We start from the raw sequence: 21,280 nt of genomic DNA, 5'->3' as shown, positions 1-21,280 counted from the left end.
CGGAAGGTGTGTTTTTTGTGAGGGGTCTGCCACATACCGCAGTCAAATATAGGGATACACGCCATGGGGAAGAAGGGGCGAATGGGTATGGATTTGATGAACGTTCAAATGAGTCGTTCCAAACACCCGCGCCTCTCGCTGTTTTGACCAGGCGGCATCGGGTCGGTAGTCTGCTAGTTCGTTGTGTGTGGATCGGTCTGTCCGCAGACCGGTGCACGGCGCGTCCGGCGTCTTCTCCCGTACATGTGGAGACGGAGGTTGTCGCCGTGCCTGCGCAACCTACCGAGAGTTCACATTCCGACAGAAGGCACTGCCGTGCGCACGTTCTCACCGAAGCCCAACGACGTCGAACGTCAGTGGTACGTCATCGACGCGACCGACGTCGTACTCGGCCGGCTGGCCAGCCAGGTGGCGACCCTGCTCCGCGGGAAGCACAAGCCGATCTTCGCTCCGCATGTCGACACGGGTGACTTCGTCATCGTCATCAACGCCGACAAGATCGCCCTGAGCGGCAACAAGCTCGAGCAGAAGAAGGCGTACCGCCACTCGGGTTACCCCGGCGGTCTGCGCGCCGTCTCCTACGGCGAGCTCATGGAGAAGCGTCCGGACCGGGCTGTGGAGAAGGCCGTCCGCGGCATGCTTCCCAAGAACGCCCTGGGCCGGAAGATGGCCAAGAAGCTCAAGGTGTACGCCGGCGGCGAGCACCCGCACCAGGCCCAGCAGCCGGTGCCCTTCCAGATCACCCAGATCGCCCAGTAATCGCGAGCCAGGAAAGTTAAGAGGAGAACCGTGGCCGAGCCCACCGGTATCGAGACGCTCGTCGAGGGCGAGCCGGAAGACTTCACTGCGGAGGAGTTCCCCTCCGAGTACACCACCGAGTCGGCTCCCGCCGGCGAGGGCGCCGCGCGCAAGCCCGTCACCACGGGCAACTCGTACGGCACCGGCCGCCGCAAGGAGGCCATCGCCCGTGTCCGCATCGTGCCGGGCACCGGCAAGTGGACGATCAACGGCCGCTCGCTGGAGAGCTACTTCCCGAACAAGGTCCACCAGCAGCTGATCAGTGAGCCGTTCGTCGTGCTCGGCGCCGAGGACGCGTTCGACGTCATCGCCCGCATCGACGGCGGCGGCGTGACCGGCCAGGCCGGTGCGCTGCGCATGGGCCTGTCCCGCGCGCTCGCCGCTCTGGACGCCGAGGTCAACCGCCCGCCGCTGAAGAAGGCCGGCTTCCTCACCCGTGACGCCCGCGCCACGGAGCGGAAGAAGTACGGCCTCAAGAAGGCCCGTAAGGCTCCGCAGTACAGCAAGCGTTAATGTCGCGGAACCCCGTGGGCGCCCCCTCCCGGGGGCGCCTCTTCGGCACCGACGGGGTACGTGGGGTCGCCGGACGCGACCTCACCGCGGAGCTGGCCATGGACCTGTCCGTGGCCGCCGCGCACGTGCTCGGCGACGCCGGGGCGTTCTACGCCAGTGTCGGGCGGCGCGGCCGCCCGATCGCCGTCGTAGGCCGGGACCCGCGAGCTTCAGGAGAGTTCCTGGAGGCCGCCGTGGTCGCCGGCCTCGCGTCGTCTGGTGTGGACGTCCTGCGGCTCGGCGTGCTGCCCACCCCCGCGGTCGCGTATCTGACCAACGCGCTGGGCGCCGACCTCGGCGTCATGCTCTCCGCGTCGCACAACCCCGCACCCGACAACGGCATCAAGTTCTTCACCCGTGGCGGCTACAAGCTGCCCGACGCGGTGGAGAACGAGATCGAGCAGCGGCTCGGGGAGAAGTGGAACCGTCCGGTCGGCGAGTCCGTCGGCCGGGTCCGCGAGGCGTACGGCGAGGCCGATCGATACGTCTCGCACCTGCTGACCACCCTGCCCCACAGCCTCGACGGGCTGCGGGTCGTCGTCGACTGCGCGCACGGCGCGGCGCACATGGTCGCTCCGGAGGCGTTGCTGCGCGCAGGCGCCGCCGTGGAGACCATCGGCGCCGCCCCGGACGGGTTGAACATCAACGACGGCGTGGGCTCGACCCACCTGGCCGCCCTGCGGGAGGCCGTCGTCGGAAGCGGCGCGGACCTCGGCATCGCCTACGACGGCGACGCCGACCGCTGCCTCGCCGTCACCGGCACGGGCGAGGAGATCGACGGCGACCAGATCATGGCGATCCTGGCCCTGTCGATGCAGGCCGACGGCCGCCTCGCCAAGGACACGGTCGTCGCGACGGTCATGTCCAACCTGGGGTTCAAGCTCGCCCTTCGGGAGGCCGGCCTGTCCGTGGTGGAGACCGCGGTCGGCGACCGGTACGTCCTGGAGGCGATGCAGGACGGCGGCTACACCCTCGGCGGCGAGCAGTCCGGTCACGTGATCATGCTGGATCACGCCACGACCGGGGACGGCCTGCTGACCTCGCTCCACCTGATGGCCGAGGTGGCCCGGCAGGGCCGTTCCCTCGCCGACCTCGCGTCGGTGATGACGAAGCTGCCGCAGGTGCTCGTCAACGTCAGGGACGTGGTGAAGGCGAAGGCCTCCGCCCCCGAACTGCGGGCGGCCGTGGCCGAGGCGGAGGACGAGCTCGGGGAGACCGGCCGCGTGCTGATCCGCCCGAGCGGCACCGAGCCGATGATCCGGGTCATGGTCGAGGCCGAGTCGCACGACCAGGCCAAGGCCGTGGCGGACCGCCTGGCGGACGTCGTCCGCACCGTCTGCACCTGACGCCCCCGCGTCACCACTCATGAGGACCCCGCCGGGCAACGTGCCCGGCGGGGTTCCTTATTGGAGGACCTTCTCAATTGCGAAATGTGCGCGTAACACTGGTTTATGTGTGATTTGACCGGTGGTCGGTCGGGGGCGTTAAGGGGTCGTGACAAGGAGTCGCACGCGCTGCGCGCGCTCGTCGACCAGGCCGGGGCCGGTGCGGGCGGGTGCCTGCTCCTCCTCGGCGGTCCGGGTGCGGGCAAGACCGCGCTGCTCGACCTCGCCGTCGCGCACGCGGCCGCCGGCGCATCGGACGAGCAGGGGTTCCTCGTACTCCGCACCCAGGGGGTCAGGGGCGAGACCCACCTGCCGTACGCCGGGCTGCACGCCCTGCTCCGCCCGCTCGCCGACCGGCTGGAGGCGGCCGGCACGGGGCCGCACGCCGATCCGGCGGCGGCGGGGTCGCGGATGCTCGCCGAGGCGCTGCGGACCGGCGTCGCCGCGGACGGCCTGGCGCTGCCCGCCGCGCTGCTGCGGCTCCTGCAGACCGCCGGGCGTCCGGTGCTGGTGTGCGCCGACGACCTCCAGTGGCTCGACGCCCCCAGCCGGGAGGCGATCTGTTTCGTGGCCCGCCGAGCGGTCACGGTCCCCGTCGCCGTGCTGCTCGCCTCCGCGGAGCCCGGCACGGCCTCCGGCGGCCTGCCGCCGCTGCCGCTCGCCCCGCTCGACGAGCGGGCGTCCCTTCAGGTGCTCGACGACCTCGTCCCCGCAGGTCTCCCGGGTGACCTGCGCGCGGCGCTGGTCCGGGCGGCCCGCGGCAACCCGCTCGCGCTGGCCGAACTCGCCGGCGCGCTGACGGACGCGCACCACAAGGGCTCGGCTCCGCCGCCCGAGACGCCGCCGCGCGGCGGGCGGCTGTGGCGGGCGTACGCCGACCGGCTCCGTGGCCTGCCCGCCGACACCGCCGACCTCGTCCTGCTGATCGCGGCCGACCCCGGCATCGACGCGGTCACGCTGGTGCGCGCGGCCGAGGCGCGGTCCGGCCTGGCGCCCCTTGAGGCGGCGGAGAACGCGGGCGTCGTCGTCGAATCGCCGGGCGGCCGCTTCGACCTCGCCGACCCGATCCTGCGGCACGTGGCGTACGCCGAGGCGTCCCTTGCCCGGCGGCGGGCCGCCCACCGCCTGCTGGCGAGCCTTCTCGACGGGGTCTCCGACGGGGAGCACCAGCGGCTGCGGCGGGCCTGGCACCGCGCCGCCGCCCTCGACGGGCCCCCCGGGCAACTGGCCGAGGAACTCGTACGCGCGCTCGCGGCGACGCGGAGGGCGGCGGCGGCCTTCCCCGAGCCGTTCCGCGTCCTCGAACGGGCGGCCGAGCTCACCGGGCAGGGCGAGGCCAAGGCCGCACGGCTGGCCGCCGCCGCCCGGCACGCCTGGCAGGCGGGGCAGCCGCAGCGGGCGAGGTCGCTGCTGTCCCGGATAGACACGCTCGCGGCCGGCGTCGAGGTGCGCGGGCGCGCCGAGCTGGTCAGGGGCAGCCTGGAGTTGCGCGCCGGCACGACCGGCAGCGCCTGCGACACGCTGCTCGCCGCCGCGGAGCGGCTGCTGCGCACCGATCGCGAGCAGGCCGTGCGCGCGCTCGTCCGGGCGGGGGAGGCGAGCTACCTGGCGGGGGACAATCGCCGGTTCCTGGCGATCGCGCGGCGGGCCGAGACCCTGCGGCGGCCCGGCGACGACCACGTCACGCGCCTGGCGCTGGAGTATCTCGCGGGCATGGCCGCCACCTTCCGGGGACGGCACCGTGAGGCGACCGCCTCGCTGCGCCGGGTCGCCACCGGGGTGATCGCGCCGCCCTCGGCCGGCAGCCCCTCGACGCTCGTGTGGGGCGGCGTCGCGAACCTCCTGCTCGGCAACGGCGCCGAGGCGCTCACGCTGGCGTCGCGGGCGGTCGAGATGGCGCGTGCCCACGGCGCGGTCGCCAGCATGCCGCAGATGCTGGAGATCCTGATCCAGGCCCAGCTCTGGAGCGGCCGTTACGACGCGGTGGCGGCCAACGCCATGGACGGCCTGCGCCTGGCGCAGGAGACGGGCCGGGCCACCAGCGGCGCGCAGCATCTCGCCTGGCTCGCGTTCACCGCCGCCGTCGCGGGCGACGAGGAGACCTGCGTCCTGCGGGCGGCGCGGGCCGTCGAGCTGGCCGCCGCCCACGGCGTCAGCGTGGCCGAGGCGCTCGGCACGCTGGCCCTGGCCCATCTGGACGTCGCGGCGAACCGTCACGGCGACGCCGTGAACCGGCTGCGCGCGGTGGCCCGCACCGGAGACCCCCTCGTCGTGCGGGTGATGGCGACGCCGCTGCTCGTCGAGAGCGCCGTACGCACCGGGGACATCGCGCAGGCGAGGGACGCGCTGGTCGTGCTGGACCGCTGGGCCGACAGCACCCGCGACCCCGACCGGCTGGCGCTGGCGGCGCGGTGCCACGCGCTGCTCGCGCCCCCGGCCGAGGCGGCGGAGCGCTTCGCCGAGGCGCTCGAGCTGCACCGTCAGGGGGCGTGCGCGTTCGAGACCGCGCGCACGCGGCTGCTGTACGGCGGCATGCTCCGGCGGTCGCGCCGCCCCGGTGCGGCTCGCGAGCACCTGCACAGCGCCCTGGAGACGTTCGAGCGGTATGGCGCCCGCCTGTGGAGCGAGCACGCCCGCGCGGAGTTGCGCGCGGCCGGGGAGTCGGTGCGGCCCTCGGGTTCCCGCTCCGACGCCGGCCGGCTGCTCACGGCGCAGCAGTTCCAGATCGCCACCCTGGTGGCGGAGGGCGCGACGAACCGCGAGGTGGCGGCCCGGCTGTTCATCAGCCCGCGCACGGTGGAGCACCACCTGAGGAACATCTTCGCCAGGCTCGGCGTGCGCTCCCGGGTCGAACTGACCCGCCTCCTGTCCTGAGGCAGACGAGTCGGGGGCACCGGTGATTTCACCGATGCGCGTACGGCTGCGACCGCGCGACAGTGACGGCGGTCAAACCGTTCGCGGGAACCGGCCCGCGTGGTCGTTCCCACTCCTACCCCCGAGGAGTGCACTGACGTGCCGACACACCCCCCAACCCCACTCCTGCGACGCCTGTCCTCCGCGGTCACGACGCTGGCGCTCGTCGTGCTGCTCGCACTGGCCGGCGGCCTCGCCGCTCCCGCCGCCCACGCCGCCGTACACGGCCCCGACCCCACCGACGCGCTGCTGGAGGCGTCGCGCGGGCCGTACGCGACCGCGCAGGTCGACGTGTCGTCGCTGCTGGTGAGCGGCTTCGGCGGCGGGACCATCTACTACCCGGCCACCACGTCCGAGGGGACGTTCGGCGGGGTGGCCATCGCCCCCGGTTACACGGCCGACAAGTCGAGCCTCGCGTGGCTGGCCGCCCGGCTCGCCTCGCACGGATTCGTGGTGTTCAACATCGACACGCTGACGCGGCTCGACCAGCCCGACAGCCGGGGCCGGCAGTTGCTGGCCGCCCTCGACTACCTGACCCAGCGCAGCTCGGTCCGCGGCCGGGTGGACGCGACCAGGCTCGGCGTCATGGGCCACTCGATGGGCGGCGGCGGCACGCTGGAGGCCGTCGACGACCGGCCGTCCCTGCGGGCCGCGGTCCCGCTGACGCCGTGGAACCTCGACAAGACCTGGTCGGGCGTGCGGACCCCCACGCTGATCATCGGTGCGGACAACGACACGGTCGCGCCGGTCGCCTCGCACGCGGTGCCCTTCTACACCAGCCTGCCCTCGTCGCTCGACAAGGCGTACCTGGAACTGAACAACGCCACCCACTTCGCGCCGAACACGACCAACACCACCATCGGCAAGTACGCCGTGGCCTGGATGAAGCGGTTCATCGACGACGACACCCGTTATGACGGGTTCCTCTGCCCCGGCCCCGACCGCGGTCTGACCGTCGAGGAATACCGCAGCACCTGCCCGTTCTGACCTCTCATCGGCGTACGGACGGCCGCCCGGTCCACGGCGGCCGTCCGTACGCCCTTGTCCGGGCACGGACCATCCGGCGGCATGACGCCCAGGAGGCCGAGGTGCCGGGCTCAGGAGAGGACCCCCGCGGGGCCGCGGACGCTCTGACGCAGGCGGGCGGCGTCCTGGCTCGGCGGCACGCCGAACTGGCGGCGGTATTCCCGGCTGAACTGTGACGGGTTGTCATAGCCGACGCGGTGGCCGACTCCGATGACGTCGCCCGGGTGGGTGGCGAGCTGCAGCCGGGCCTCCTGCAGCCGGATCTGCTTCTGGAACTGGATGGGGCTCATCGCGGTCACCGCGTGGAAGTTTCGGTAGAAGGCGGAGACGCTCATGCCGGACAACCGTGCGAGGTCCTCGACGCGGAAGGGCCGCGCGTAGTGCTCGCGGATCCAGCGCACGGCCCTGGAGATGTGGCTGAGGCCGCTGTCGGCGAGGCCGAGCTGGCGAACCGTGGCGCCCTGCTCGCCCGTGATCAGGCGCCACAGGATCTCGCGTTTGACCAGCGGGGCCAGCACGGCCCGGTCGCGGGGCTCGTCGAGCAGGCGCAGCAGCCGGACCACCGCGTCGAGCAGCGGCGCCGGAGCGTCGGTGACGACGATCCCCGGTGCCGCGCCTCCGCTCGTTGGGGGAGTGTCTCCGGGCGCGGCCCGCAGCAGCAACTCGGCGACGGCTGACGGCTCCAGGACGAGACCGAAGCCCAGTGCCGGCCGCTCGGGGTCCGCCTGGGTGAACTGCCCGGTGACCGGCAGGTCGACCGAGGCGACCAGATACTGCCCGGCGCCGTACTCGAAGATCCGGTCGCCGAGCGCGAGGCGCTTGGCGCCCTGGGCGATGACCGCCAGCACGGTGCCGGACATCGAGGGCGCCGGCGGATCCGACCGATCGACCTTCGAGACGAGCACGCCGTCGATGGCGGTGGTCCCGTCGGGCCGGGCATGCCGCGCCAGCAGGGCGCGGAGCTCTTCGAGGCACATGCGGCCATTGCAGCACGATTCCCGGCCCGGTTTCCCGAGCATGAGAGGATCGTGCAAATAGCGGCGAGCATCGTTCTAACGTTTACGCAGGTCAAAGCGGTTCAATGGAATCACCTCACTCCATCGATGAAGAAGAAGAGGGAATCCATGACCGTCAACCACGGCTTTGCCGCAACCCTGACCGCCAGGCCCGGAATGGGCGATCGGCTGGTCGACGTGCTGCTGACCGGCCTGGACGAGGGCAGCCCCGCCGCGAGCGAGCACTGCGTCGTCTATCTGGTCTCCCGTTCCGCGTCCGACCCCGACGTCGTCCACGTCATCGAGGGCTGGACCAGTGAGGAGGACCACCACCGGGTCTTCGCGGGCGAGGCCGCCCAGGCCATCGTGGCGCGGATCGGCGGGCTGCTGGCCAAGGAGTCCGAGTATGCCGACCACGTCCCGGTGCGCGGCAAGGCCGCCTTCTGACCCCGCCCACCACCCAAAGACCTTCCCTTGCGAAAGGCAGCGACCATGACCCCCGCACGACCCGCCCTGGACCCCGAACTGCGTGAGCTGCTGGCCGGCATGCCCCTCATGCCGCAGCTCGACCCGGAAGTGCTCGCGCACCTGCGCCGGCTCCCGTCGACACCCGTCGACTCCCTCCTCGCCCACCGGCGGGCCGACCGGCGCGAGGTCACCGTGCCCGCCACGGACGGCGCCCCGATTCCCCTTTCGATCTTCACTCCCGAGAACGCCACCGCCGCGCCCTGTGTCTACTGGATGCACGGGGGCGGAATGGTCATGGGCGACCGCTTCTCCCAGATCGACATCCCGCTGGAGTGGCTCGACCGGTTCGGCGCGGTCGTGGTCTCCGTCGAGTATCGGCTCGCACCGGAGGCCACCGGCACCGCCCTGGTCGACGACTGCTACCAGGGCCTGCTCTGGGTCGCCGAACACGCCGCGGAACTCGGCGTCGACCCCGCCAGGATCGTCGTCGCGGGCGCCAGCGCGGGCGGCGGCCTCGCCGCCGGCGTCGCCCTGCTGGCCCGCGACCGCTGCACACCGCCGATCGCCGCGCAGATGCTGATCTGCCCCATGCTCGACCACCGCAACACCAGCACGTCGAGCCGCCAGTTCTCCGGCGGGCCCGGCGTCTGGACCCGGGAGATGAACGAGTTCGGATGGAGCTCCGTCCTCGGCGGCCTCACCGGCGACGACGTGCCTCCGTACGTCTCGCCCGCGCTGGCGGACGACCTGTCGGGCCTGCCGGCCACCTACATCGACACCGGGTCCGCCGAGGTCTTCCGCGACGAGGACGCCGACTACGCCACCCGCATCTGGGCGGCCGGGGGCCAGGCCGAACTGCACGTCTGGGCGGGCGGTTTCCACGGATTCGACGCCCTGTATCCGCAGGCGCGGATCTCGGCCACCGCCCGCAGGACGCGCACCGAGTGGCTCACCCGGGTCCTGCGAGCGGATCGTCCGGCAGAGGAGAGCTAGTCGTCGCCGGTCAGGGAGAGGGAGCGCAGGCGCTGGCCGGTCCAGACGACCGCGCCGATGGTGACGATGACCATCGCCGGTATGGCGAAGCCGAGTGTCACCTCGGTGGAGAAGAAGGGCGAGGAGGAGACGTGGTCGGCGAGCGACTGGGCCCACTGCTGAATGGAGAACTTCCGCGCGCCGGGCACGTAACCGCCGACCACGCCCTCCCACACGAGGGCGTAGATGACGCCGACCGCGACCGCGTGGCGGGTGAGCACACCCAGCAGCAGGAACACCGCGGCGTACGCGACGCCGCCGAACAGCGCCCCGAGGGTGAAGCCGGTCGCGACGCCCGACTCCGAGCCGGCCAGGAGGTAGGCGGCGGCGTAGGTCGAGACGGCCGCGAGCACCGCGACGAGGGAGGCCGCGACCACGAACTTCGTCACCGCGATGATCGGGCGCGAGATCGGCTTGGCCAGCAGGTGGATGATCGTGCCGTCCTCGATCTCCGGCGCGATCACGCCCGTCCCGGCGATCAGGCCGAGCAGCGGTAGCATCGTGCCGATCGCGAAGCTCTTCATCAGCAGCACGGCCGTCTGCTCGTCCTGGCCGTTGACCAGCCTGAGCAGCGCGGCGAGCGCGACCAGCGCCACCGGCAGCAGGACCAGCAGCCAGATCCGCTTGCGTCCGAGCATGGCCCGGTAGGTGATGTCCGCCACCACCGTGTTCATCGCGAGCTCCCGGAGATGAGGTAGGAGAAGACGCTTTCCAGGTCCTCGTCGGTGGGGGAGACCTGCCACAGATGCACGGCGAGGTCGCGCGCCATCCGCGGCAGCAGCGCGGTGAAGCGCGCGTGGTCGGTCACCTGGACCTCGACGCCCTGCTCGGTCAGTGAGACCGCGCTGGAGGAGGGGTCGCCGATGAGCGCGGCGGCCAGGCGCCGGTCGTCGCTCGACCTGACCCGGAACAGGTGCGGCCGGTCGGCCATGCGGCGCCGGATCTCGCGGTAGTCGCCCGACGCGGCGTGCCGTCCCGCGACCAGGACCTCGATGTGGTGGGCCACCCGCTCGACCTCTTCGAGGATGTGCGAGCTGAACAGGATCGTCCGGCCCTCCTCGCCCATGCGGCGCACGAGGTCCATGAGGTGGAGGCGCTGCCGGGGGTCCATGCCGTTGAACGGCTCGTCCAGGAGCAGCACCTGGGGGTCGTGGACGAGGGCGGCGGCGACCTTGACGCGCTGCCGCATGCCCTTGGAGTACGTCTCGATGCGGCGGCCGGAGGCGTCCGTCATCTCCACCAGGTCGAGGGCCCGCCGGGCCGCGTCGGCGGGGGAGGGCAGGCCGTGCAGCCGGGCCGACGACAGCACGAACTGCCATCCCGTGAGGAAGCCGTAGACGGCCTCCTTCTCGGGGACCAGGCCGATCTGCCGGTAGATCTCGTGGTTGTGCCAGATACGCCCGCCGTCGAGGGTCGCCGTGCCGCTGGACGGCGCGAGGAACCCGGCCATCATGTGCAGCAGCGTCGACTTGCCCGCGCCGTTCGGCCCGAGCAGGCCGGTGACGCCGGGCCCGATGGTCATCGTGACGTCGTTGACCGCCACGACGTTGCCGTACCAGCGGGACACCTGGGCGAGTTCGACCACGCCCCGGCGGGTGGTCACGGGGGAGCTTGTGGTGGTGGTCACGACGCCGCCTTCCGGTAGCGCAGGAGAACGCCCGTCACGGCCAGGGCGACGACGGCCAGCAGGATCAGGCAGGACGCGACGCCGGGCGGAGCGGCCTCGATGTTGACGGGCGCGGTGCCGAACAGGGTCGACTGGGCGTAGTCGACGAGGAAGAACGGGTTGAGAAGCAGGGCCCACCCGGCGAGATCGTCGCGTCCCGACGAGATCAGCACGCCGGTGAAGATGCCGGAGACGGCGGCGGTGAACATGTAGAAGGCGATCACCGACGCGACGCCGAGACCGCGGCGCGGGGTGAACGACGCCAGGGCGATGCCCACGGAGGACAGCAGCACCGCGTGGAGGACCGCGCCGCCCAGGGCACCGAGATAGTCGGCGGTGTGCGGCGGCCCGGGCAGGTCGACCAGGAGCTCGCCGACATACTCGATCGTCAGCGGCACGGCCAGCAGCCCGAACAGCGCGACCGCCAGAGCGGCCAGCTTCGCCAGGACGTAGTCGGTCACGGTCAGCGGGCGGGACAGATACAGCGGCAGCACGCGGAAGCGCAGGTCCGGCGCGACCAGGTACGGCGACTGGGCGGCCAGGAAGACCGCGATCACCGCCTGCATGATGACGGCGTAGTTCGGATAGGGGATGACGAACTGCTTGGCGAGCGCCATCACGCCGATCGACACGACCGTCGGCATCAGCATGATCGCGGCCAGCAGCAGCGGCATGATCTTGGCGCGGACCGTGCGGCCGAGCCCGAACACGCCGCGCAGGCTCTGCACGCCGAGGGCGAGCGTCGCCCGGCCGCGCCCCAGCCGTACGCCGTCGTAGTGGCGGTATCCGATGTCGTGGATGACCGCGGTCGGCTCTGTCGTCATGCCACCGGCTCCTTGAACACATCCTCGATGCGGCCCCGGCGCTGCTCCAGCCGCAGGAGGCCGAGGCCGAGGTCGCAGACGGCGTCGCGTACGGCGTCGTAGGTGCGGCCGGGGTCGTCCGCGGACACCTGGACCGTGAGCAGCCTGCCCTGCGCCGCGACCGTCTCGCCGCCGGCGGTCAGACGCTCGGCCAGCCGCTGCTGCCCCTCCTCGACCTCCACCGCGATGGTCTGCTCGGCCCGGGTGAACTCCCGGATCGCCGAGGAGCGCAGCAGCCGCCCGCCGTCGATGACGATGACGTGATCGCACACCCGCTCCAGCTCGCCGAGCAGGTGGGAGGTGACCAGCACGCTGATGCCGAACTCGGTGCCGACGCGCCGGATCAGCGCGAGCATGTCGTCGCGGCCCTGCGGGTCGAGCCCGTTGGTCGGCTCGTCGAGGAAGACCAGTTTCGGGTCGTGGACGAGGGCCTGGGCGAGCTTGACCCGCTGCCGCATGCCGGTGGAGTAGCCGCCCATCGGGCGGTAGCGCTCCTCGTCCAGCCCGACGTGGCGCAGGGTGTCGGCGGCGCGCTCGCGAGCGGCCGTACGCGGCAGCCCGGACATCTGGGCCATGTGCACCACGAACTCGGTCGCGGACATGTCCGGGGGCAGGCAGTCGTGCTCGGGCATGTAGCCGACGGCGCGCCGGATCTCCAGGCCCTGGGTGGCCGTGTCGTAGCCGAGCACCGAGGCACGCCCGGAGGTCGGGGGGAGCAGGCCGAGCAGGATCTTGATCAGCGTCGACTTGCCCGCGCCGTTGGCGCCCACCAGGCCGGTCACGCCGGTTCCGGCGGTGACCGTGAGGTCGTCGAGCGCCGTGACGCGGGGGAAGCGCTTGGTCAGCCCCTCGGTCGCGAAGCATGGGGTCGCGCTCGCTGTCATGACCCGACCCTACTGGGCGGGGCGTTCGCCGGGCCTCCGCCTGATGGAGGAACCCGCCTACGCCTCAGGTATGCCTTTCGCGCCCTTCCCCCGACCGCCGCTGTAGCGGGACCACAGCGCGCGCTGGAGGAACAGCGTCAGCGTGCCGGCGACGACCATCCCGGCGATGTTGACGAGAAGCTGCAGCGCGGAGCCGCCGACCTCGTCCCAGCGCCACAGCGCCAGGGCCAGGGCCATGTAGCCGGCCGCGGGGACGGTGGTGACGGAGATGAAGACGCCGACCAGCGCGGAGGACTTGCCCGCCGTGATCGACAGCACCCCCGCCGCGCCCGCGAGCAGCGCCACGATGAACGACCACCGGTCGGGCGTCACGATGAAGCGCACCTCGTCGTGGTGCCGCAGGCTGTCGGGGGAGATCCAGCCGAGGCCGCGCGAGACGAGGGCGCAGGCCAGGGTAACGGCGATCGCGGCCGCGAAACCCAGGGCGAGCGTGCGGGCCGCGCCGCCGACGAGTCGCCACCTGCGGCGGAGCAGGCCGAACGAGACGGCCGCCACCGCGCCGAACTCCGGCCCCAGGACCATCGCGCCGACGATCAGGATCTGCGAGGGGATGAGCACGCCGATCGCGGCGATCTGCGTGGCGATGGCGAGGAACGCAAGGAACGCCCATGTGATGCGGCTGTCGAGGGCCACACGCTGTTCGAATTGGTCCCACACGACCGCGTCGTCGCCCTCGCCGGGCGCCCGCTCCTCCGCTTCGGCGGCGCCCCGGGAGATCGACAGCTCGATGTCCTCGGCCGTGATCGAGCCGTCCCGCTCCAGGCCGAGCGCCTTGAGCCGGTCGATGACCGTGTTGGCCGCCTCCCTGGCGACGTCGGCGAGCACGACGTCGCCCTCCGGCTTCCTGGCCGCCTTGGGCAGGAGCACGACGTTCGTGACCCCCGGCGTACGGTCGAAGACCTCGACGACCTGCTCGGTCCGCTGGAACGGGGCGATGACCCGCAGATGCAGCACGGCCGCATCCTAAGTTCTGCGCAGCCGCACCCGTGCGACGGAGTGGTCGGAGCCCTTGTGCAGGATCAGTCCGGCCCGGTGGCGGGTGGGGGCGATGTTCTCCACCAGGTTGCGTTCGTTGATCTCCCGCCACACGTTCTCGGCGAACGTGGTCGCCTCCTCCTGCGACAGGGCCGCGATGTGCCGGAAGTAGGACTTCGGGTCGGAGAAGGCCGTGCGGCGCAGCTTGTGGAAGCGCTCCACGTACCAGGTGCGGACGTCCTCGATCCGGGCGTCCACGTAGATGGAGAAGTCGAAGTAGTCGTAGACCGCCAGGGCGTCCGGCGGCGCGGGCTGCAGGACGTTGAGCCCCTCGACGATGAGGATGTCCGGCCGGTCCACCGTCTGCGCGGCGCCGGGCACGATGTCGTACTCCAGGTGGCTGTAGACCGGCGCCTCGACCGAGGGACGGCCCGCCTTGACGTCGGCCACGAAGCTCACCAGGGCCCGCCGGTCGTAGCTCTCCGGGAAGCCCTTGCGGTGCATGATCCCGCGCTCTTCAAGGACCTTGTTGGGGTACAGGAAGCTGTCGGTGGTGATCAGGTCGACCCGGGGGTGCTCGGGCCAGCGGGCGAGCAGCGTGTGCAGCAGCCGCGCCGTGGTCGATTTGCCGACCGCGACGCTGCCCGCGATGCCCAGCACGTACGGCGGGGGCGCGTCCTGCTCGCCGAGGAACGCGCCGACGGCCGCGCCGCGCTGCCGTGAACCGGTGAAGTGCAGGTTCAGCAGCCGGGTCAGCGGCAGGTAGATGTCGGTGACCTCGGACAGGTCGATCGGGTCGTGGACGCCGCGCAGTTCTTCGAGCTCCGCCTCGGTGAGCGTGAGCGGTGTGTTCTTGCGCAGGTCACGCCACTGCTCCCGGCTCAGCTCGACGTACGCGTCCCCATCTGCCACGACGGCAAGCGTAGCCATGGCCTTTCCCCGGCCCCATCCGGGGTCGTGCACAGCCTGTGGACAGAAATCGATGGATTACTTCGGCGCGCGACGGGGAACAACGCAAGGCCCGTACGCTGGCCGTGTGATCGTGGGCATCGGGGTGGACGTGGTCGAGGTGGCGCGCCTGGGCGCGGCCCTGGAGCGCACGCCCGCACTGCGCAACCGCCTGTTCACCGATGCCGAGGGCGCGCTGCCGCTGGAGTCGCTGGCCGTGCGGTTCGCGGCGAAGGAGGCCGTGGCCAAGGCCCTCGGGGTTCCGCCGGGACTGCGGCACCTCGACGCGGAGATCGTGCGCGGCGGACAGGGCCGGCCCGAGCTGAGGGTCACCGGCCGGGCGGCCGAGGTGGCCCGCGACCTCGGCGTACGCAGATGGCACGTCTCCCTGTCCCACGACGGCGGCATGGCGGTCGCCTACGTCGTCGCCGAGTCCTGAGCAGAACGGAGTTCTGAGCGGGAAGGGAGTCCTGAGCGGGAAGGGAGTCCTGAGCGGGAACGCCGGGCGAGGGTCCCGGGGAGTCAGCCGTCCCGGCGCGCGTGGTGGTCCACGAGGCGGGCGAGCAGCCGGGCGAGCTGGTCGCGCTCGGCGGGGCCGAGCGGCGCGAGCACCTCGTCCTCCAGTTCGGTGACCAGCTCGTCGAGCCTGGCGAAGCGGGCGCGCCCCCGCTCGGTCATCGTGATGACGTTGCGGCGCCGGTCCGCGGGGTCCGGCGCGCGCTCCACCAGGCCCCGATCGGTCAGCTCGTTGATGACGGAGACCAGGTCGCTGCGGTAGATGCCGGTGCGGCGGCTCAGCTCCGCCTGGCTGGCCGGGCCCGACTCCTCCAGCGTCGCGAGCACCGCGAAGTGCCACTTGCGGGCGTCGGCGGCGGCGAGCCCTTCGTTGACGAGGCGGTCGGAGTGCGTCGCCGCCAGTGACAGAAGCCGGGTCGGCAGGCTCCGCAACCGGGCCGCTCCGGTCCTCTCGTCCATCCGGGGGGCCGCGGGAGGGGACGTGCCGGGCTCGCTGCTGCTCATTCCGCCATCCTACCGATTGCGTTAGTCCGACTAACGGTCTAATTTGTTCGTGTCACTAACGTTAGTTGGACCAACGAAATGTGAGGACCTCCCATGCCTTCGATCGACGTGCTCGACTCGGAGATGTACTACGAGGAGACCGGCAGCGGTGCTCCCTTCGTCTTCCTGCACGGCAACCCCGCCTCCTCCCACCTGTGGCGCAAGGTCCTGCCCGGGATCCACGCCGACGCCCGCCTGCTCGCCCCCGACCTCATCGGCATGGGCCGCTCGGGCAAGCCCGACGTGCCCTACCGGTTCGCCGATCACGCCCGATACCTCGACGCCTGGTTCGACCGGCTGGAGCTGGAGGACGTGGTGCTCGTCGGACACGACTGGGGCGGGGCGCTCGCCTTCGACTGGGCGGCCCGCCATCCCGGCCGCGTCCGCGGAGTCGCGTTCTTCGAGACGATCGTCCGCACGATGTCGTGGAGCGAACTGGGCGAGGCGCCGCGCGCCCGCGCGGAGGCCATCCGAGGCCCCGAGGGCGAGCCGCTCGTGCTCGACCGGAACTTCATGGTGGAGACCGCCTTCACCGGAGGGGTGCTGACGCCCCTCGGCGGGGAGGACATGCGGCCCTACCTGGAGCCGTACCCCACGCGCGACAGCCGCCGCCCGCTGCTGGAGTGGGCGCGTTCGATGCCGCTCGACGGTGAGCCCGCCGACGTCACCGAACGCGTCGGCGCGTACGCCGGGTGGCTGGCGAGCAGCCACGACGTCCCCAAGCTGCTGCTCACCTTCGACGCGTCGCCGACCCTGCTCATCGGGCCGGAGATGGCGGCCTGGTGCGCGGCGAACATCGCGGGGCTGGAGGTCGAGCACTGCGGACCGGCCGGCCATCACGCGCCGGAGGACCGGCCGGAGGCCATCGCCGCGGCGATCGACGCATGGACGGAGCGGCACGGGCTGTAGGCGCGGCATGGCCCGGCACGGTACGGCGGCCCGGCACGGTACGGCGGCACGGCACGGTACGGCGGCACGGCCCGGCCGCGGGGAAGACCGCCGTTTGCGCGGCGGCTGTGCGGCGGCGGCTTGTGCAGTGGCGGCTTGTGCATCGGCGGCGTTCCCCCGCCGATGCCCGGCGTCCGGTGATCGCCATCGCCGACCCGGCAGGCTACCGTCGGACGCATGCGGACCGCCTACACCTCCGACCAGATCCGCTCCGCCGAGCGCGCGCTGATGGCGCGGCTCCCCGAGGGAACGCTGATGGGCAGGGCCGCCGCCGGGCTCGCCGCGGTCTGCGCGCACCTGCTCGCCGGCTCCTGCGGCCGGGTGTACGGCTCCCGCGTGACGCTGCTGATCGGCAGTGGCGACAACGGCGGCGACGCCCTGTACGCCGGAGCCCGGCTGGCCCGCAGGGGAGCGCGGGTGGAGGCGGTCCTCGCCGGCTCGCGCACGCACGAGGGCGGCCTGGCCGCGTTGCGGGAGGCGGGCGGCCGGGCGCATCCGTACGACGCCGCGCGGGCGCGCGAGCTGCTGGCCGGCGCCGACCTCGTGATGGACGGTCTTGTCGGCATCGGCGGCAGCGGGGCGCTGCGGGAGCCGTACGCGACGCTCGCGGAGCTGACCGGCGAGACCGGCGGCCTGGTGGTCGCCGTCGACGTGCCGAGCGGAGTGGACGCGAGCAGCGGGCGGGTCGAGGGACCGGCGATCCGCGCGCACCTGACGGTCACGTTCGGCGCCTACAAGGCCGGTCTGCTGGTCGATCCCGGCGCCTCCCACGCGGGCGCGGTCGAACTGGTGGACATAGGCCTGGGGCCCTTCCTGCCGGACCCCGAGGTGGCCGCGCTGACCGCCGACGACGTGGCCGACCTGCTGCCCCGCCCGGACGCGGAGAGCGACAAGTATCGGCGGGGCGTCGTCGGGATCGCCGCGGGCAGCGACAGGTACACCGGGGCCGCGGTCCTCTCGGTCGGCGGCGCGGTACGCACCGGCGCGGGGATGGTCCGCTTCGCGAGCTCAGCGGAGCCGGTGCGGCTGGTCAGGGCCCGCTGGCCGGAGGCCGTCACGACCGTGCTCGACCCGTCGCTGGTGCTGAAGAGCTCGCTCGACGAGGTCGGGCGGGTGCAGGCGTGGGTGCTCGGCCCCGGGCTCGGGACAGGGCCGGAGGCGCACGCGGTGGCCCGCGCGGTGCTGTCCACCGGGGTGCCCGTGCTGGTGGACGCCGACGGGCTCACGCTGGTCGCCAAGGACCGCACGCTGCTGCGCCGGGCCGCTCCGACCGTGCTCACGCCGCACGCGGGGGAGCTGTCACGGCTGCTCGGCGTGCCGCGCGAGCACATCGAGGCCGGGCGGCTCGAACACGTGCGCAGGGCCGCCGCGGAGCTCGGGGCGACGGTGCTGCTCAAGGGCTCGACCACGCTCGTCGCGGAGGAGCACAGGCCGGTGCGGGTCAACACCACGGGGACGCCCTGGCTGGCGACGGGCGGCACGGGCGACGTCCTGTCGGGCATCGCGGGCGCCCTGCTCGCCGCCGGGCTGACGGGCTACGACGCGGCCTCGTGCGCGGCGTACGTCCACGGGCTGGCGGCGCGGACGGCCGCGGGAGGCGGCGTCATGGGACGCGGACAGGCGCCGATAGCCGCCCTCGACGTCGCCCAGGCGCTGCCCGAGGCCCTGCGCACGCTCTGACGTGCGGTGTCAGGATGGGCGCAGTCACCCGGGTCCACCTGACACACTGGAAAAATGAGCTTCTCAACCGTGCACTCCGCCACCCCGGCCGAGGCACGCGTGGACCTGTCCGCCATCACGCACAACGTGCGGCTGCTCGCGGAGTCGGCCGCCGGCGCCCAGATGATGGCCGTCGTCAAGGCCGACGCGTACGGTCACGGCGCGGCTCCGGTGGCGAAGGCGTGCCTGGAGGCGGGGGCGACCCGGCTCGGCACGGCCCTCGTCCGCGAGGCGCTGGCGCTGCGTGAGGCGGGAGTCACCGCGCCGGTCATGTCGTGGCTCATCACCCCCGGCGAGCCGCTGGACGCCGCGCTGCTCGCGGACGTCGAGCTGTCGGCCGGGGCGACGTGGGTCGTGGACGAGATCGTCGAGGCGGCCCGGCGCACCGGGCGCACCGGGCGCGTGCACCTGAAGGTCGACACCGGCAACTCCCGCGGCGGCGCGACGCCTTCGGAGTGGTCGTCGCTGGTCGAGCACGCGCTCGCCGCGCGGGCGAGCGGGGCCGTCGAGATCGCCGGGCTGTGGTCGCACTTCGCCTGCGCGGACATCCCGGGCCACCCCTCGATCGAGAGCCAGCTCGCGACGTTCGAGGAGGCGCTCGCCGTCGCCGACAAGGCGGGCGTGCCGAGCGACGCGATCCGTCACTTCGCCAACTCGGCGGCGACCGTCACGCTGCCGCAGGCGAGGTACGACATGGTCCGTACGGGCATCGCGATCTACGGCCTGAGCCCGATCCCCGAGCTCGGCGACTTCGGGCTGCGCCCCGCCATGACGCTGACGGCCAGGCTCGCACAGGTCAAGCGGGCCGCCCCGGGCTCGGGCGTGTCGTACGGGCACCTGTACGTCACGGAACGTGAGACCACGCTTGGCCTCGTTCCTCTCGGGTATGCGGACGGCATCCTGCGAAACGGGACCAACCGGGCGGAGGTGCTGGCAGCGGGCCGGCGGCGGCGAATCGCCGGGCGGGTGTGCATGGACCAGTTCGTCATCGACCTCGGTGACGATCCTGCGGAATCGGGGGACGAGGTGATCCTTTTCGGTCCCGGGGACAACGGTGAGCCCACATGTCAGGAATGGGCGGATTCCCTGGGCACGATTACCCATGAGATCGTGACGAGGATCGGATCCCGCGTGCCTCGCGTCCATACGGACGGACGCTGAGCCGCGGCTGCGAGGAGGGCAGGCATGAGCACACGTCGCAAGGTCGGGATCGCCGGAGCGGTCTTCGGTGCGGCGTCGGCGGGAGTGGCGGCGGCCACGCTCGCGAAGCGGTACGCCGTCGGCCGCATCCGTCTGCGGCCGGACCTGGAGGCGAGTGAGCCCTTCGGCGAGCTGCACGGACGTTCGGTGACGCTCACGACCTCGGACGGCGTGCAGATCCATGCCGAGATCGACGGTGTGGAGGACGCGCCGCTGACCGTGGTGCTGTGCCACGGCTACTGCCTGTCCTCGGACTCCTGGCACTACCAGCGGCGCGACCTGCGTGACTCCTACCGGCTCGTGCTGTGGGACCAGCGCTGCCACGGCCACTCCGCCCGCGCTATGGCCAGCGACTGCACGATCGAGCGCCTCGGCGAGGATCTCGCGCTGGTGCTGGACGAGCTCGTCCCCGGGCCGTGCGTGGTGGTGGGCCACTCCATGGGCGGCATGACGGTCATGGCGCTGGCGGAGCGGCGGCCCGAGCTGTTCGGCGACAAGATCCGCGGTGTGTCGCTGGTCGCGACCTCGGCGGGCAAGCTCGCCGAGATCACCCTGGGCCTGCCGGCCCTGGTCTCCAAGCTCGTCAACCTCGCGGTGCCGCCGGCCGTCTCGATCATGCGCAGGAGCGGCGCGCTGGTCGACCGGGGCCGTGAGGCCGGCACCGACCTGTCCTTCCTCGCGCTGCGTCACCTCGGCTTCGGCGACTCCAGGAACGTCAGCCCCACCGTCGTGGACTTCGTCGAGTCGATGATCAGGGCGACCCCCTCCGAGGTGATCGCCGACTTCTATCCGGCGCTGATGACGCACGACAAGCTCACCGCGCTCGACGTGCTCAACAAGGTGCCGACCGCGATCATCGTGGGGGACCGCGACTGGCTGACGCCGCTCGACCACAGCACCGCGATCGCGGCGGCGGTGCCGACCGCGCAGCTCACCATCGTGCCGGAGACGTCGCATCTCGTTCAGCTCGAACGGCCCGACGCCGTGAACGAGGCGCTCCGCGAACTGCTGAAGCGTGCCGAGAGGGGGAACGCGTGACCACGGCCGAGTTCCGGGCCGCGACCGCGGAGGAGACGCGGGCGCTGGGCGCGCGGCTGGCCGCGCTGCTCGCCCCCGGAGACCTGGTCGTGCTGAGCGGGCCGCTGGGCGCGGGGAAGACGACGCTGGTGCAGGGCATCGGGGAGGGCCTGAAGGTGCGCGGGCCGATCACGTCCCCCACGTTCGTGATCGCCCGGGTCCACCCGTCCCTGTCCGGCGGGCCCGCGCTCGTGCACGCGGACGCCTACCGGCTGGGCGGCACGCTGGAGGTGGACGACCTCGACCTCGAGGAGTCGCTGGCGGAGTCGGTGACCGTGGTCGAGTGGGGCGAGGGCCTGGTCGAGGGCCTGTCCGAGGGCCGCCTGGAGATCCACGTCGAGCGGGGCGCCGAGGACGAGGATCGCCGCGTACGGGTGACGGGCGTGGGCCCGCGCTGGTCGGAGCTCTCCCTCGCCTGAGCCGCCCTCCCGCCCGGAGCCCCCGCGGAGTCGCCGGGGCCGCATCGTCGCCCTGGTCCCCCCGAGCCGCCCTCCCGCCCGGAGCCCCCGCGGAGTCGCCGGGGCCGCATCGTCGCCCTGGTCCCCCCGAGCCGCCCCGGTCCCCCCGAGCCGCCCTGGGCGGCATAAAAGGCCGCAACCCGGACTCTGACGTGCGACAAGGACCTGCTGGGACAAGCCGGGCGCCGTCCTTGTGCGATCCAGACCGGTCCGCCGCGCAGTCCTTGACGTCTGTCCGCGTTCCTGTGGATCAT

21 protein-coding genes are annotated in these 21,280 nt (G+C 72.5%); 13 read left to right on the top strand and 8 right to left on the bottom strand.

Annotated elements, in window-relative coordinates; all coding sequences use genetic code 11:
• Positions 1-315: 315 nt before the first annotated feature.
• From rplM to ACIBK1_RS21745, 5 genes are all read left to right on the top strand, one after another.
• Positions 316-759 (top strand): 50S ribosomal protein L13, encoded by a 444-nt coding sequence (rplM, locus tag ACIBK1_RS21765; RefSeq protein ID WP_030508353.1) that lies wholly within the window; start codon positions 316-318, stop codon positions 757-759.
• A gap of 30 nt (positions 760-789) precedes the next feature.
• Complete coding sequence (gene rpsI / locus ACIBK1_RS21760) at positions 790-1,311, top strand: 30S ribosomal protein S9 (RefSeq protein WP_030508354.1); 522 nt, start codon at positions 790-792, stop codon at positions 1,309-1,311.
• Entirely contained in the window at positions 1,311-2,696 is a 1,386-nt protein-coding gene (gene glmM, locus ACIBK1_RS21755; protein WP_396737223.1) for a phosphoglucosamine mutase, read from the top strand. Before rpsI ends, glmM begins: the two co-directional genes overlap by 1 nt.
• A gap of 105 nt (positions 2,697-2,801) precedes the next feature.
• Positions 2,802-5,609 (top strand): helix-turn-helix transcriptional regulator, encoded by a 2,808-nt coding sequence (locus tag ACIBK1_RS21750; RefSeq protein ID WP_396737220.1) that lies wholly within the window; start codon positions 2,802-2,804, stop codon positions 5,607-5,609.
• A 138-nt stretch (positions 5,610-5,747) separates the two neighbouring features.
• A complete protein-coding gene (locus tag ACIBK1_RS21745; protein ID WP_030508357.1) occupies positions 5,748-6,635 on the top strand; it encodes an alpha/beta hydrolase family protein in 888 nt (295 codons plus the stop codon).
• Positions 6,636-6,745: 110 nt separating this feature from the next.
• Here ACIBK1_RS21745 and ACIBK1_RS21740 read toward each other — a convergent pair whose 3' ends face one another.
• Positions 6,746-7,651: an AraC family transcriptional regulator gene (locus tag ACIBK1_RS21740; RefSeq protein WP_363534844.1), complete on the bottom strand. Its 906-nt coding sequence runs from the start codon at positions 7,649-7,651 to the stop codon at positions 6,746-6,748.
• Positions 7,652-7,798: 147 nt separating this feature from the next.
• Between ACIBK1_RS21740 and ACIBK1_RS21735 the strand changes: the two genes are divergently transcribed.
• Both ACIBK1_RS21735 and ACIBK1_RS21730 read left to right on the top strand, forming a co-directional pair.
• On the top strand, positions 7,799-8,116 hold the full coding sequence (locus ACIBK1_RS21735; RefSeq protein ID WP_030508359.1) for a putative quinol monooxygenase: 318 nt from the start codon (positions 7,799-7,801) through the stop codon (positions 8,114-8,116).
• 45 nt (positions 8,117-8,161) lie between these two features.
• Positions 8,162-9,130: an alpha/beta hydrolase gene (locus tag ACIBK1_RS21730; RefSeq protein ID WP_396737216.1), complete on the top strand. Its 969-nt coding sequence runs from the start codon at positions 8,162-8,164 to the stop codon at positions 9,128-9,130.
• Here the strand turns inward: ACIBK1_RS21730 and ACIBK1_RS21725 are convergent.
• From ACIBK1_RS21725 to coaA, 6 genes are read right to left on the bottom strand one after another with little or no spacing between them, the layout of a single operon-like run.
• Positions 9,127-9,843 carry an ABC transporter permease subunit gene (locus ACIBK1_RS21725; protein WP_030508361.1) on the bottom strand — a complete coding sequence of 239 codons (717 nt, stop codon included), beginning with the start codon at positions 9,841-9,843 and terminating at the stop codon, positions 9,127-9,129. The two genes, ACIBK1_RS21730 and ACIBK1_RS21725, sit on opposite strands and share 4 nt — an antisense overlap.
• The gene (locus tag ACIBK1_RS21720; RefSeq protein ID WP_231513907.1) at positions 9,840-10,796 is read right to left on the bottom strand and encodes an ABC transporter ATP-binding protein; all 957 of its coding nucleotides are present in this window, start codon (positions 10,794-10,796) and stop codon (positions 9,840-9,842) included. The genes ACIBK1_RS21725 and ACIBK1_RS21720 overlap by 4 nt, the downstream gene beginning before the upstream one ends.
• Entirely contained in the window at positions 10,793-11,659 is an 867-nt protein-coding gene (locus tag ACIBK1_RS21715) for a hypothetical protein (protein WP_030508363.1), read from the bottom strand. The genes ACIBK1_RS21720 and ACIBK1_RS21715 overlap by 4 nt, the downstream gene beginning before the upstream one ends.
• Entirely contained in the window at positions 11,656-12,582 is a 927-nt protein-coding gene (locus tag ACIBK1_RS21710; protein ID WP_030508364.1) for an ABC transporter ATP-binding protein, read from the bottom strand. Before ACIBK1_RS21710 ends, ACIBK1_RS21715 begins: the two co-directional genes overlap by 4 nt.
• A 57-nt stretch (positions 12,583-12,639) precedes the next feature.
• Positions 12,640-13,596 (bottom strand): DUF389 domain-containing protein, encoded by a 957-nt coding sequence (locus ACIBK1_RS21705; RefSeq protein WP_030508365.1) that lies wholly within the window; start codon positions 13,594-13,596, stop codon positions 12,640-12,642.
• A gap of 9 nt (positions 13,597-13,605) precedes the next feature.
• Positions 13,606-14,547 carry a type I pantothenate kinase gene (gene coaA, locus ACIBK1_RS21700; RefSeq protein WP_051761783.1) on the bottom strand — a complete coding sequence of 314 codons (942 nt, stop codon included), beginning with the start codon at positions 14,545-14,547 and terminating at the stop codon, positions 13,606-13,608.
• A gap of 106 nt (positions 14,548-14,653) precedes the next feature.
• Here coaA and ACIBK1_RS21695 point away from each other — a divergent pair, with 106 nt between their 5' ends.
• Positions 14,654-15,004, top strand: a complete 351-nt coding sequence (locus tag ACIBK1_RS21695) for a holo-ACP synthase (RefSeq protein WP_030508367.1) — start codon at positions 14,654-14,656, stop codon at positions 15,002-15,004.
• Positions 15,005-15,087: 83 nt separating this feature from the next.
• Here ACIBK1_RS21695 and ACIBK1_RS21690 read toward each other — a convergent pair whose 3' ends face one another.
• A complete protein-coding gene (locus ACIBK1_RS21690) occupies positions 15,088-15,585 on the bottom strand; it encodes a MarR family winged helix-turn-helix transcriptional regulator (protein ID WP_081903578.1) in 498 nt (165 codons plus the stop codon).
• A 93-nt stretch (positions 15,586-15,678) separates the two neighbouring features.
• On the opposite strand from ACIBK1_RS21690, the gene ACIBK1_RS21685 reads away from it, so the two are divergent.
• The 5 genes from ACIBK1_RS21685 (at position 15,679) to tsaE (ending at position 20,987) form a co-directional block, all read left to right on the top strand.
• Complete coding sequence (locus ACIBK1_RS21685; RefSeq protein WP_030508369.1) at positions 15,679-16,533, top strand: haloalkane dehalogenase; 855 nt, start codon at positions 15,679-15,681, stop codon at positions 16,531-16,533.
• Between the two features lie 216 nt (positions 16,534-16,749).
• Positions 16,750-18,252: a bifunctional ADP-dependent NAD(P)H-hydrate dehydratase/NAD(P)H-hydrate epimerase gene (locus tag ACIBK1_RS21680; RefSeq protein WP_030508370.1), complete on the top strand. Its 1,503-nt coding sequence runs from the start codon at positions 16,750-16,752 to the stop codon at positions 18,250-18,252.
• A gap of 54 nt (positions 18,253-18,306) precedes the next feature.
• Complete coding sequence (alr, locus tag ACIBK1_RS21675; protein WP_030508371.1) at positions 18,307-19,452, top strand: alanine racemase; 1,146 nt, start codon at positions 18,307-18,309, stop codon at positions 19,450-19,452.
• A gap of 24 nt (positions 19,453-19,476) precedes the next feature.
• On the top strand, positions 19,477-20,529 hold the full coding sequence (locus tag ACIBK1_RS21670; RefSeq protein WP_036406741.1) for an alpha/beta fold hydrolase: 1,053 nt from the start codon (positions 19,477-19,479) through the stop codon (positions 20,527-20,529).
• Positions 20,526-20,987, top strand: coding sequence for a tRNA (adenosine(37)-N6)-threonylcarbamoyltransferase complex ATPase subunit type 1 TsaE (gene tsaE, locus ACIBK1_RS21665; protein WP_030508373.1), 462 nt, complete (start codon positions 20,526-20,528; stop codon positions 20,985-20,987). The genes ACIBK1_RS21670 and tsaE overlap by 4 nt, the downstream gene beginning before the upstream one ends.
• The last annotated feature ends 293 nt before the right edge of the window (positions 20,988-21,280 follow it).

Source organism: Microbispora rosea (assembly GCF_044460045.1).
GTDB classification, from domain to species: domain Bacteria; phylum Actinomycetota; class Actinomycetes; order Streptosporangiales; family Streptosporangiaceae; genus Microbispora; species Microbispora rosea.
Note: the sequence above shows the minus strand (reverse complement) of the source record. Positions and strands in the feature narration are given on the sequence as shown.